We start from the raw sequence: 12862 nt of genomic DNA on the forward strand, positions 1-12862 counted from the left end.
ACATATTTAAACCTTATTCTATTCCTGCAAATGCCTTAAGGAGATTGCGCACCTTTTTAGTATCTTCCACATAGTACCTGGCACTGGTCTGCTTAATTCCCACTTTTACGGTAATTGCCTTTTCAGGTAGTTCCTTAAACATATATTCATCTGTCCAGTCGTCTCCCAGGGCAAAAATAAAGTCGAATTCTCTTCCTCCTATTTTTTTACTGGCGGATTTTCCTTTGTTTACACCACTGCTTTTAATTTCCAGTACCTTATTGCCTTCAAGAACACTAAGGCCCCGGTTGGAAATAAGTTCTTTCAGGACGTTGGAAAGTTCGTTAGCGCGTATTTCGCCCAGCTGCGGATCTGCCTTTCTAAAATGCCATGCCAGGGAATAGTTTTTTTCTTCTATAAAAGTACCTGGTGTCCTGTCTACAAAATTTTCGATCACCGGTCTAACCGCTTCCATCCAGTCATTTTTTACATTTTCGGAAAGCTGCCATTCCCCGTTAATTTTTCTAATCCAGGTACCATGTTCAGAAATTAGTTCTACAGGAATATCCTGCCACCAGTTCCCCAGGGTATCTTTATCCCGGCCGCTTATAAGTACCACCTCTGTATTTTCCTGTTTTATGAGTTCAGAAATCAGCAATTTAAGATCTTCGTCTGGCCTGGCATTTTCAGGTTTATCTGTGAAATTAACCAGGGTTCCGTCGTAATCTAAAAACAAAATCCTGTTTTTTGCTTTATGGTAACTTTCTTTAAGATCATTTAAAACAGAAGGAGATATTCTGGACGCTTCAAAAGCCTGCCTGTTATCTTCTGTATTTCGTAAGGCTTTCATAAAATCCTGAGCCCATTTTTCCACGCTGTACCGCTTCAGTCTTTTCTGAAGCATTTTATTGCGTTCCATCTGCTCTTCAAGAGGCATTTCAAAAGCCTGCTTCAGGGCATTGGCCATTTGATCGAAGTTATTTGGGTTTATCAGGATAGCTTCATTCATTTCGTGTGCTGCCCCGGCCATTTCACTTAAGATTAACACGCCGCTATGGTCTGTTCTGGTAGCAATATATTCTTTGGCTACCAGGTTCATCCCGTCACGAATTGGAGTAAGTAGCGCTATATCACAGGAGGTGTAAAGGTCTATAAGATTTTCAAAAGGCATAGAACGGTAAAAATACCAGATAGGAGTCCAGCTAACGGTAGAAAATTTCCCGTTAATCCTTCCTACCAGTTCATCAATTTCCCTTTTAAGGCGTTGATATTGTGGTACATTAGAACGGGAAGGCACAGCGAGCATCACCAGGCGCACTTTTTCTATAAATTCGGGATACTTGTCCAGGAAGAATTCAAAGGCACGCAGCCTGTTAGCAATCCCTTTGGTGTAATCCAGCCTGTCCAGGCTCAAAATAAGTTTCGCATCGGGAGTGGCTTTAAGATGGTGGTCTAGCCTTCTTTGTAATTCCGATTTATCTTCGGCAGTATTTTCAAAATGATTAAGCGCGGCTTTTTCAAATTTATCATAGTCAATTCCCATTGGGAAAGAATCTACTTTTACAATCCTGTCCGGCAGGGTAATTTCATTAAAATCTACCTGGTGCCTCAAAATTCGGCTCACCGAACTTAGAAAATGCCTTTCATAATCATAGGTATGGAAGCCAATAAGATCTGCTCCCAAAACTCCCTCCAGTACCTCTTCCCGCCAGGGAAGGGTTCTAAATACTTCATAAGATGGAAAAGGTATATGGTTAAAAAAGCCAATAATAGCCTCCGGCGCTTGTTCACGAATCATGTTAGGAACTAAAAGAAGCTGATAATCATGCACCCAGATATGGTCTCCTACTTCATAATGTTTTAAAACTTCTTCTGCATATTTCTGATTTACCTTTTTATAGGTTTCCCAGTACCAGTCATCAGATTCGGTATATTCCATAAAATAATGGAAAAGAGGCCACACGGTCCTGTTACTAAAGCCATAGTAAAAACCATCAATCTCTTCTGCGGTAAGATTTACGGCAATACAATCTTCTTCTCTTGCCTTAATTTTTACATCCTCCAAAAGGTGCTCTGGAATTTCTTCCTCCGGCATGCCACTCCATCCTATCCAGATGCTGTCTCCTTCTTTGTGAAAAGATTTGAGACCTGTGGCTAGTCCTCCCACACTGGGTATAACTTCCAAATGATTATTTTCGATGTTTATTTGTAAGGGTAAGCGATTAGATATAATAATTGTTTTGCTCATTTTTTGTTTGGTTCTGTTGCTGCCAAGTTGAATTTTCTTAAATTTCCGAAAATCATTTTAGAATACCATTCTTTTAAAAGAACTTTAAGATTATATGGAAAACTTAGATTACGGAATAATCGGAAACTGTAAGAGTGCCGCTTTGGTCTCAAAAACAGGATCCATGGATTGGTGTTGTCTCCCCAACTTTGATTCAGCAGGAATATTTGCCAAACTTTTAGATGACGAAATAGGTGGAAGCTTTGAAGTTAATGTAAGCGATGACTATAGGATAACCCAGGAATACCTTTGGGAAACCAACATATTAAGCACGGTTTTTGAAAATGGAGAGGATGCTTTTCAGCTTATAGATTTTATGCCCAGATACCCGCGGGACGACGGTTCCTATTATGCCCCACCGGATGTGATAAGGTTTTTCAGGTTGTTAAAGGGAGCACCTAAATTAAAGGTGAAATATGATCCCCGACTGGAATTTGCAAGGGAGGAAACCTTTAATGAAAATAAAGGTGATTACATAAAAAGTTTTACCAGGCAGGGCAAGTATGATGCTATTTTCCTCTATTCAAGTTTTGATTTAGATGATATTCTGGAATATCGTGAAATCACTTTAACAGAAAATGCTTATTGTCTTGTGGGATATCATGAGAAATTAGTAACCCAATCCCTGGATAGGTCCTACTTAAAATTCCAGCGAACCAAGACGTACTGGATGAACTGGAGTGAAAAAACCACCCGCTACTCCCATTATCAAAATGAAATAATGCGAAGTGCACTGGTTTTAAAGGCTTTGAGTTATAAAAAATCTGGGGCGGTGCTGGCAGCAGCCACTACTTCTTTACCAGAAACCATTGGAGAGGAACGCAACTGGGATTACCGTTTTTGCTGGATTCGCGATGCTTCTATGGTAATAAAGGTAATGGCCGGCCTGGGACACGTAAAATCTGCCAAGGATTTTCTTCAGTTTATAATAGATATTATCCCGAACAAGGATGAAAAAATCCAGATTATGTACGGAATAAACGGAGAGAAAGAACTTACCGAGCATATCCTTGACCACTTGAAAGGATACAAAAGTTCTTTCCCGGTTAGAACGGGCAACGCCGCCTATATCCAGAAGCAAAATGATATCTACGGAATTTTAATGGAGGTCATCTATCAGCAATTCCTACAGTTTGAAACCTCTCTTGAGAACAGTGAGGAATTATGGACCATTGTGCGCGGAATTGTGATGATTGTTGAAGAAAACTGGGAAAAACCTGATAAGGGCATCTGGGAATTGCGCACCGAAGACCGGCACTTTGTATTTTCAAAATTATTATGCTGGGTTGCCGTAGATCGCGCTATTAAAATTGGGGAAGTTCTTAGGATGGGCGTTAACGATACCAAATGGAAAACGCTGCGGGCTGATATTTACAATGATATTTATAACAATGGCTGGAATGATGAAATCCAGGCATATACACAGTCTTACGGTTCTAAAGACCTTGATGCTTCTACTTTATTAATGGAGTCCTACGGTTTTATTGAAGCCCGGGACCCGCGATTTGTTAGCACCGTTCAGGCTACCGAGAAGGAATTATGTAAGGATGGCCTTATGTACCGCTATAAAAATAAAGACGATTTTGGAGAGCCCAGCTCTTCTTTTACTATTTGTACCTTTTGGTTAATAGACAGCCTTTATAAAATTGGAGAAAAAGAAAAGGCCAAAGATATGTTTGACCGCCTTCTTTCTTATAGTAATCACTTAGGACTTTTTAGTGAGGATATTGATTTTGAAACCAAGCGTTTGCTAGGAAATTTCCCACAGGCCTACAGCCACCTGGCTTTGATAGAAACAGCCGCTAACTTTAGCAAGGGACTGGTTTCCGAAGAAAACTTCTTAGGTGTCTTCTGATGCTGTTTTCTGTTGAATAGGTCCGGGAATTTCAATTCTTGTACGCGGCAGGCTTTCAGGGTAATTCTTTTGAAGGAAAACAAGTATTTTTTCTCTGAGAAGTACCCTGAGGTCCCATGCTGTGGGAGAATCTTTGGCGCTAACCAGTAAACGTATTTGCACAGATTTTTCGGTAGCATCGGTTACCTGCACCACATTCACCTGTTGGTCCCAAAGCGGCGTGCTTTCCAGGATTCGGGTTTGCTCTGCCCTTAATTCATCAAACGGAACGTCATAATCGGTATAAATAAAAACGGTTCCTAAAATATCTGCCGACTGCCGGGTCCAGTTTTGAAAAGTATTTTCTATAAAATAAGTAGAAGGCACTACCAGCCTTCGTTTATCCCAAATTTTAACCACCACATAAGTGAGGGTAATTTCTTCAATCCGGCCCCATTCTCCTTCCACAATAACCACGTCCTCCAGGCGCATGGGCTGGGTAATGGCAATCTGGATACCTGCCAGCAAGGTTCCAATGGCTTTTTGAGCAGCCAGACCAATAATAATCCCCGCTATCCCTGCAGAGGTTAACAGGCTAACTCCTACAGATCTAATACTTTCAAAGCTCATAAGCGCAATCCCCAACGCGAGAATCACAATTATAAAAATTACAATGTTCTCCAGGATCATAAACTGTGTGTAAACTTTCCTTGCTTTAAGGTTGTCTTCAGAAGAAACATCATATTTGCGCAGCATATGGCTCTTGAAAATTCTTAAGCCAATAATTAAAAACCAGGCAACACTTATAATAAATCCTATGGTAGTGGCGTGTCCTACCACTTTGTAGGTGTAATTAAAGTGAAAGATCCTGCTAACTATAGCTACTTTTCCCAGGAGGCTGATGAGGAAAATTAGCAGAGGGATCTTTATTCGATGGGCTAGATTTACGGGCAGGATATTGCGAGGATCTTTTCCTATTCTTTTAAGAAGATAAAAAGTGGCACCAAAAAGAGCCATTAAAGTAATAATACCAATAATTGCATATTTTACCCATTCCTGATCCATATTATCCATATAAAATTATTTGGGGATTTCCCTAAATCTATTGAAAAATGCTATATTTTTAATCCCATCCTCTTAAAAATTATAGAGTTTTTAACCTAAAACATTTTCGCCCTTCAAGATTATGTTTAAAAAAAATCAAAAATGAAGAAATTTTATATCCTGAGTATTTCATTTCTTGCCTGCTGCTTTTATACCAATGCACAGGAAAAATCTATTATTTCTGAAAATGCAAAATTACAACTGGTATCTGATGAATTTGAATTTACTGAAGGCCCTGCTGCAGACAGCCAGGGAAATGTTTACTTTACAGATCAGCCAAATAACCAGATATTGAAATGGGATGCCGGAACAGGTAAGATTTCTGTTTTTCTTGAGAACGCTAAAAGGGCAAACGGACTTTTTGTTGATGATAAAGGCAATATTCTCGCCTGTGCCGATGAAAATTTCCAGTTGATCAAAATTTCTCCAAATAAAGAAATTGAAGCCCTGGTAAGTAATGTTGAAGAGGGAAATCTTAATGGGCCCAATGATTTGTGGGTAGATAAGGAAGGAGGAATTTATTTTACAGATCCTTACTACCAGCGGGAATATTGGGAAAGAGAGCAACCGGATCTTCAAGGCCAATATGTCTATTATTTAGCTCCCAGTGAAAAAAAACCCGTGGTTGTGGCTAAAGACCTTAAAAAACCAAATGGAATTATAGGCACAGCAAATGGGGAAAAATTATACATCGCTGATATTGGTGACGATAAAACCTATTCTTATTCTATTTCTGCGGAAGGAACACTAAAGGATAAAACGCTTTTTGCTGAACAGGGTTCTGATAGGATGACTATAGATAATGAAGGGAATGTATATCTAACCGGAAACGGGGTGACTGTGTACAATAACAATGGCGAAATAATCAAACATATTCCGGTGGATGAAAACTGGACCGCCAATGTTACTTTTGGAGGTAAGGATTTTAAAACCTTGTTCATTACCGCAATGGATGCGGTTTACATTCTTAAAATGAACGTCCACGGCACCCGCTGGTAATACTCAAAAAAGGCAAAAGCCATTCCCTGAAGAATGGCTTCTGCACTAATCTAACAAAAAGCTTTTAAAAGCAGTATTTATTTTCTGAAGTCAGTTTTTCAGCAATGGTATTTCTGAGTTCCACAACATTAGGCTGATTTTGATACTTGGTGAACCTTTTTAGCCCCATGAGCATCATACGCTGTTCATCACCTTCAGCAAAAGAAACAATGCCCTCTTTTGCTTTTTGTGTAATGGTATCTACGGCATGGTAAAGGTAAAGTTTCGCCATGGCAATTTGTTCTTTTTGTTCTTCTTCACCAAAACGTCTGGCATTCTTTTCTGCTCTCAGAATAGCAGATTCCGCCAGATAAATTTCAATTAAAATATCTGCGGAAGCCAGTAAAAGCTGCTGATGTTCCTCCAGTTGCGGCCCAAATTTTTGCACAGCGCTTCCTGCAGTCATTAAAAATACTTTCTTAAGCTTGCCAATCATTTCTTTTTCTTCAGCAAGAAGTTCAGAATAATCAGGTTTGTCCATAGACGGAATCCCGGTTAATTCATCTGCAACGGCGGTAGCCGGACCTAAAAGGTCAACATGCCCTTTCATGGCTTTTTTAACCAGCATGCCAACGGTCAACATTCTGTTAATCTCGTTGGTACCTTCATAAATCCTGGCGATCCGGGCATCCCTCCAGGCAGATTCCATAGGTGTATCTGCCGAGAATCCCATTCCCCCAAAGATCTGGATTCCTTCATCGCTGCAGTTCTGGATATCTTCAGAACAGGCTACTTTTAGAATAGAACATTCAATAGCATATTCCTCAACACCTTTCAATTCTGCCTCTGCATGGGAATTCCCGCTGTCCTGGCGAATCTGGATCCTGTCTTCTATATTTTTAGCGGCACGGTAAGCAGCCGCTTCCCCGGCGTAGGCTGAAGTTGCCATCTCGGCAAGTTTAGACTTTATTGCCCCAAATTTTGCAATAGGGGTATCAAATTGTACACGGTCATTAGCATATTTCACAGCGAGATCTGTAACCCTGCGCTGCGCATCAAGGGAAGCAGCAGCAAGTTTAATACGCCCAACATTTAAGGCATTCATGGCGATTTTAAAACCATTGCCTCTTTCAGAAAGCATATTCTCCACAGGTACTTTAGTATCATTAAAAAATACCTGCCGGGTAGAGGAGGAGTGAATCCCTAATTTCTTTTCTTCTTCGCCAAAAGACATTCCGTTGGGATTGTCTTTATCATATTCCACGATAAATCCGGTTATGTATTTATCATTTTCAATACGCGCAAATACAATAAATAAATCGGCAAAGCCTGCATTGGAAATCCACATTTTCTGCCCGCTGATGCTGTAATATTTACCGTCATCAGAAAGTACGGCTTTGGTTTTCCCTGAATTCGCATCACTTCCCGCTCCGGGTTCCGTTAAACAATAAGCCCCAAACCATTCGCCGGTAGCAAGTTTGGGAACATATTTTTTCTTTTGTTCCTCGGTACCATACAAGGTGATGGGCATAGTACCAATTCCAGTATGCGCACCAAAAGCAGTGGCAATAGAACCTGTAGCTCCGGAAATATAATCACACACCAGCATGGTGGAGACAAAGCCCATCCCAAGGCCGTCATATTCTTCCGGAACTGCCACACCAAGGAAACCAAGTTCCCCGGCTTTTTGCATAATTTCTTCGGTTAAAGCATAATTCTTTTTTTCGAATTCCTCTTTGTTTGGCCAGATTTCGCGATCTACAAATTCCTTTACAGAATCGCGCATCATTTTTTGCTCGTCATTAAAATCTTCAGGAGTGAAGACCTCTTTGCAGTTGGTTTCCTTTACCAGGAATTGCCCGCCACGGAGTAATTGTTTATCTGTTTTAGTTTCCATTTTATTATTTTGAATTTTGTATTATAAATTTTGAATGTTCATAATGCGCATTTATTAAATGTTCTTTTGTGCTGTTATTATGATTTTTGTAATAATATTGATTATGTGAGTTAACTCTTCTATTTCATTTGAGACTTCAAGCTTTGTCAGCTCCGATTCTTTTAATAATCTCAACCAATATTTGGTTTCTCTAGCTTCTTTTGAAGCAATAGACATTTTACTTATAAAATCTTTTTTTGATTGTGCAGCAGTTGCTTCTTCTACATTTGCACCAATACTGGTTGCAGATCTTAATAGTTGCTTTGAAATAATGAATTCTTTTTCCGCCTGAAGTTTCTTGAAAAGAGAAATCATATTTAGTGAGAACTTGAAAGTTTTGTCCAATATGATATTTTTACTTTTCAAATTTTTCTCATTTATAATTCAACATTCAGCATCCAACATTTAACATCATTTAAAATACTTCATACACTCCCGCAGCTCCCTGTCCGGTTCCCACGCACATGGTTACCATGGCATATTTGTCTTTTAGGTTACGTTTTCGCATTTCATCAAAAATCTGAACCGAGAGTTTTGCTCCTGTACATCCTAATGGATGGCCCATAGAAATCGCCCCGCCATTCACATTTAATCGCTCTTTATCCAGTCCAAGTTCCCTTATCACCGCAAGGGATTGGGAAGCAAAGGCTTCATTAAGTTCAATAAGTTCTATATCGTCCTGTTTAAGACCTGCCTGTTTCAGTGCTTTTGGAATGGCATGAACAGGGCCAATGCCCATGATGCGTGGTTCTACTCCCACGGCCGTATAACTTACCAGCCTGGCGATGGGTTCTATGTTTAATTCTTTTACCATTTCTTCGCTCATCACCATGGTAAAGGCTGCGCCATCGCTCATTTGTGATGAATTTCCCGCGGTTACACTTCCGCCTTCAGCAAAAACGGGACGCAGCTTATTTAAAACTTCAATGGAAGTATCGGCACGTGGCCCTTCATCTTTATTTATGGTATAAGACCTGGTTTGTTTTTTACCATTTTCATCCACATAGGTCTGGTCGATTTTTATAGGAACAATCTGATCCTGGAAACGATCTTCTTCCTGGGCTTTTAAAGACTTTTGATGAGAATTATAAGCGAATTCATCCTGGTCTTCCCGGCTAACATCATATTTTTTTGCAACGGCTTCCGCAGTAAGGCCCATTCCCCAGTAATAATCCTCATGGCCTTCTTTTGCCAGTTTATAATCGGGTACCGGTTTATATCCTCCCATTGGGATATAGCTCATGCTTTCGGCGCCACCTGCAATAATGCAATCTGCCATTCCGCTCTGGATTTTTGCCGTTGCCATGGCGATGGTTTCCAATCCCGAGGCGCAATACCGGTTAACGGTGACTCCGGGAACATCTTCAATTTTAAGTCCCATCAGCGAAATTAAACGTCCTACATTCAGGCCTTGTTCTGCCTCGGGCATGGCGTTTCCAACCATCACATCGTCAATGCGCTTTTTATCAAATTCAGGCAACTGTTCCATCATGTACTGTATGGTTTCCGCTGCAAGCTCATCTGGCCTTTTAAATCTGAAAACTCCGCGAGGCGCTTTTCCTACCGCGGTTCTGTATGCTTTTACTATGTATGCTGTTTTGTTCATTGTTTTGAATTTTAAATTTTAAATGCTGAATTATTAATCTTTTGTAACTCAACATTCATCATTCAGCCTTTTTAATTTCTTAGCGGTTTCCCCTTTTTCAACATATGCTCGAGTCTTTCAAGGGTTTTTCGCTCTCCTGTGAGGGAAAGGAATGCTTCTCTTTCCAGATCAAGTAAATATTGTTCACTCACATAAGATGCTTCAGACAAATCTCCCCCGGCCATTACATAAGCCAGTTTGTTGGCAATCTTCTTATCATGTTCGCTAATATATTTTCCGGCATACATCTGGTCTGTTCCCACATAAAATGCTCCCAAAGCCTGTTTTCCCAAAACTTTAATATCTTTCCGCGGAATGGGTTTTGTATATCCGTTCTCGGCCATTAGCAAAGCATGTTTTTTAGCAATTGCCAACTGCCGGTCTGGATTTATAACCACAATATCTTTTCCTTTTTGAAGAATATTGGTATCGTACGCTTCATAAGCTGAAGTGGACACTTTTGCCATTCCAATAGTGAGGAAGTGTTCGCGCAAACGGTTCAATTCCACATCATCTTTCTGATAAGTCTCCGCGGCCCTTACGGTCATTTCCTTAGAACCTCCGCCGCCGGGAATTACCCCCACACCAAATTCAACTAAACCAATGTAGGTTTCGGCTGCCGCAACGACTTTATCTGCATGTAAAGAAAGTTCACAGCCACCACCAAGCGTCATTGCGTGTGGTGCGGCCACTGTGGGGATAGAGGAGTAGCGCATGCGCATCATGGTATCCTGAAAATACTTGATGGCCATGTTCAATTCTTCGTATTCCTGCTCCACAGCCATCATAAAGATCATCCCAATATTGGCGCCCACAGAAAAATTCTTGCCATTATTGGCAACAACCAGCCCCTGGTAATCTTTTTCAGCAATATCAAAAGCCTTGTTTATTCCGTCTAAAACATCCCCGCCAATAGTATTCATTTTACTGCGGAACTCTACGTTCAGGATTCCGTCACCAAGATCTTCAACAACAACTCCACTGTTGCTAAAAACTTCTTTAGATTCCCTGATATTATCCAGAATGATAAAGGCATCCTGCCCGGGTACTTTTACCTGTTCTTTTTTCTCAAGATCGTAGTAATAGGAATTGCCATTTTTAACGGTGTAAAAGCTCTTGCTTCCGCTTTCCAGCATTTCATTAACCCAGGCGGCGGGCTCTTTGCCTTCTGCCTTCATCATTTCAATGCCTTTTTCAACGCCAATGGCGTCCCAAATTTGAAAAGGCCCATGTTCCCAGCCAAAACCTGCCTTCATGGCATCGTCTATTTTGTAAAGCTGATCTGTAATTTCCGGAATACGATTAGAAGCATAAGCAAAAAGGGCGGAAAAATTCTTGCGGAAAAATTCCCCGGCTTTATCTTTTCCATTTACTAATACCGGAAAACGATCTGCAACTTTATCTATGGTTTTGGTTTGTTCCAGGGTGGCGAAATTTGCCTTTTTCTGGTCACGATATTCAAGGGTTTCTAAATCAAGCGACTTAATGGTGCTGGATCCATCCTCACTTTTAATCTTCTTATAAAATCCCTGTCCGCTTTTACTGCCAAACCATTCATTTTCTACCATGGTTCCAATATAATCCGGCATCGCAAAAAGGTGATGCGCTTCGTCCTGTGGCACGCCTTTATGAAGTCCGTTTGCAACATGTACCAAAGTATCCAGGCCAACCACATCTACAGTTCTAAAAGTAGCCGACTTCTGCCGGCCAATTACAGGGCCGGTAAGTTTATCTACTTCCTCAATGGTCATTCCCATATCTTTCACCGTATGGAAAAGGCTCATAATGCTGAAAATACCAACGCGGTTTCCAATAAATGCCGGAGTATCTTTAGCTACTACAGAAGTTTTACCGAGGAACTTTTCTCCATATTCATTTAGAAACTCAAGAACTTCATCTGAAGTTTCCGGGCCGGGAATTATTTCAAATAACCTTAGATATCTTGGCGGGTTGAAAAAGTGGGTTCCGCAGAAGTGCTTCTGAAAATCTTCACTCCGGCCTTCGCTCATTTGCTGGATTGGAATTCCAGAGGTATTTGAAGTAATTAAAGTTCCTTCTTTCCTGTGTTTTTCAAGATTATCAAAAACCTGTTTTTTAATGTCCAGTCGTTCCACCACCACTTCAATAATCCAGTCGGCTTCAGAAACTTTAGAAATATCGTCCTGAAGGTTTCCTGTTTCAATGCGATTGGCAAAATCTTTATGATAAATAGGGGAGGGCTTGGATTTTAAAGCAGTTTGGAGGGAATCGTTCACAATCCTGTTACGAACCTGTTCATCCTCAAGTGTTAGCCCCTTTTTCTTTTCTCTCTCATTAAGTTCCCGCGGAACAATATCCAGAAGCAGTACCTCCACGCCAATATTGGCAAAATGGCAGGCAATGCCGCTTCCCATAATTCCTGAACCAATGACAGCAACTTTATTAATTCTTCTCTTCATTTCCTGGTTAATTTTATAGTTTATCTCAACGGGATTATTCTTCCCGCTGTTTAGCGTTTATCGCAATTTCTTCCCGGTAAATTTTTTTCTCGGCAATAAGATCGGTAATGGTATTTGCTACTTTATTGAAGGTCTTAAGATCTTCTTCGGAAACGTTTTCTTTAACAGCTTCGTCAAACCTTAGCACCACCGTTTTAGAGAATTCCCGCATTTCTTTTCCAAAATCGGTTAAATGCAAAAGAACACTTCGGCCATCTTCCGGATTTCTTTTGCGTAAAATGAGCCCCTTCTCTTCCATAGATTTTAAAATGCGTGACAGGCTGGTGGCTTCCATGCCCATTTTTGGACCAAGAGAGGTAGAAGGAGTACCTTTTTCAGGATCTATGCTTAAAAGGGCAAATCCCGTTGCCATTGTACTTCCTGCTTTTCCGGCTTCTTCATTATACATTTTTGAAACCGCCATCCAGGTTGCTCGCAATACATAATCTATAGTTTTTTCCTTCATCTTTTATGGGATGAATTCCAAAGTTAATAAAAAATATTATGCATGCATAATAAATTGATGTAAATTAATTATTATCCCTGAGTGATGAGATAATAGTATCTAAAACAACTAACTCCCCGGATTACGGAGAGTTAGTTTGTGTATAACATATTGAAT

At 40.4% G+C, this 12862-nt stretch carries 9 protein-coding genes; 2 read left to right on the forward strand and 7 right to left on the reverse strand.

Annotation, left to right across the window (positions count from 1 at the left end; genetic code table 11):
* Window positions 1-13: 13 nt before the first annotated feature.
* Window positions 14-2227: a bifunctional alpha,alpha-trehalose-phosphate synthase (UDP-forming)/trehalose-phosphatase gene (locus AB8M93_RS02205; protein WP_373055994.1), complete on the reverse strand. Its 2214-nt coding sequence runs from the start codon at window positions 2225-2227 to the stop codon at window positions 14-16.
* Window positions 2228-2321: 94 nt separating this feature from the next.
* Between AB8M93_RS02205 and AB8M93_RS02210 the strand changes: the two genes are divergently transcribed.
* The gene (locus tag AB8M93_RS02210; protein WP_373055995.1) at window positions 2322-4121 is read left to right on the forward strand and encodes a glycoside hydrolase family 15 protein; all 1800 of its coding nucleotides are present in this window, start codon (window positions 2322-2324) and stop codon (window positions 4119-4121) included.
* Here AB8M93_RS02210 and AB8M93_RS02215 read toward each other — a convergent pair.
* Window positions 4107-5174: a mechanosensitive ion channel family protein gene (locus AB8M93_RS02215; protein WP_373055996.1), complete on the reverse strand. Its 1068-nt coding sequence runs from the start codon at window positions 5172-5174 to the stop codon at window positions 4107-4109. The genes AB8M93_RS02210 and AB8M93_RS02215 overlap by 15 nt on opposite strands.
* Window positions 5175-5306: 132 nt before the next feature.
* Between AB8M93_RS02215 and AB8M93_RS02220 the strand changes: the two genes are divergently transcribed.
* Window positions 5307-6203 carry an SMP-30/gluconolactonase/LRE family protein gene (locus AB8M93_RS02220; protein WP_373055997.1) on the forward strand — a complete coding sequence of 299 codons (897 nt, stop codon included), beginning with the start codon at window positions 5307-5309 and terminating at the stop codon, window positions 6201-6203.
* 64 nt (window positions 6204-6267) lie between these two features.
* Here AB8M93_RS02220 and AB8M93_RS02225 read toward each other — a convergent pair whose 3' ends face one another.
* The 5 genes from AB8M93_RS02225 to AB8M93_RS02245 all read right to left on the reverse strand — a co-directional run bounded on the left by AB8M93_RS02225 (window position 6268) and on the right by AB8M93_RS02245 (window position 12706).
* Window positions 6268-8079, reverse strand: coding sequence for an acyl-CoA dehydrogenase FadE (locus AB8M93_RS02225; protein ID WP_373055998.1), 1812 nt, complete (start codon window positions 8077-8079; stop codon window positions 6268-6270).
* Between the two features lie 54 nt (window positions 8080-8133).
* Window positions 8134-8433 carry a four helix bundle protein gene (locus tag AB8M93_RS02230; RefSeq protein ID WP_373055999.1) on the reverse strand — a complete coding sequence of 100 codons (300 nt, stop codon included), beginning with the start codon at window positions 8431-8433 and terminating at the stop codon, window positions 8134-8136.
* A 100-nt stretch (window positions 8434-8533) separates the two neighbouring features.
* Window positions 8534-9724, reverse strand: coding sequence for an acetyl-CoA C-acyltransferase (locus AB8M93_RS02235; protein ID WP_373056000.1), 1191 nt, complete (start codon window positions 9722-9724; stop codon window positions 8534-8536).
* Between the two features lie 71 nt (window positions 9725-9795).
* Window positions 9796-12201, reverse strand: a complete 2406-nt coding sequence (locus AB8M93_RS02240) for a 3-hydroxyacyl-CoA dehydrogenase NAD-binding domain-containing protein (protein ID WP_373056001.1) — start codon at window positions 12199-12201, stop codon at window positions 9796-9798.
* A gap of 34 nt (window positions 12202-12235) precedes the next feature.
* A complete protein-coding gene (locus AB8M93_RS02245) occupies window positions 12236-12706 on the reverse strand; it encodes a MarR family winged helix-turn-helix transcriptional regulator (protein WP_373056002.1) in 471 nt (156 codons plus the stop codon).
* Window positions 12707-12862 lie beyond the last annotated feature (156 nt).

It is taken from the genome of Autumnicola aciditolerans (assembly GCF_041679265.1).
GTDB lineage: Bacteria > Bacteroidota > Bacteroidia > Flavobacteriales > Flavobacteriaceae > Autumnicola.

Excerpts from the sequence above, each read along its gene's own strand:
- AB8M93_RS02205 (WP_373055994.1), bottom strand. The coding sequence starts at position 2,227 with ATGAGCAAAACAATTATTATATCTAATCGCTTACCCTTACAAATAAAC.
- AB8M93_RS02240 (WP_373056001.1), bottom strand. The coding sequence starts at position 12,201 with ATGAAGAGAAGAATTAATAAAGTTGCTGTCATTGGTTCAGGAATTATG.
- AB8M93_RS02210 (WP_373055995.1), top strand. The coding sequence starts at position 2,322 with ATGGAAAACTTAGATTACGGAATAATCGGAAACTGTAAGAGTGCCGCT.
- AB8M93_RS02220 (WP_373055997.1), top strand. The coding sequence starts at position 5,307 with ATGAAGAAATTTTATATCCTGAGTATTTCATTTCTTGCCTGCTGCTTT.
- AB8M93_RS02235 (WP_373056000.1), bottom strand. The coding sequence starts at position 9,724 with ATGAACAAAACAGCATACATAGTAAAAGCATACAGAACCGCGGTAGGA.
- AB8M93_RS02215 (WP_373055996.1), bottom strand. The coding sequence starts at position 5,174 with ATGGATAATATGGATCAGGAATGGGTAAAATATGCAATTATTGGTATT.
- AB8M93_RS02230 (WP_373055999.1), bottom strand. The coding sequence starts at position 8,433 with ATGATTTCTCTTTTCAAGAAACTTCAGGCGGAAAAAGAATTCATTATT.
- AB8M93_RS02225 (WP_373055998.1), bottom strand. The coding sequence starts at position 8,079 with ATGGAAACTAAAACAGATAAACAATTACTCCGTGGCGGGCAATTCCTG.
- AB8M93_RS02245 (WP_373056002.1), bottom strand. The coding sequence starts at position 12,706 with ATGAAGGAAAAAACTATAGATTATGTATTGCGAGCAACCTGGATGGCG.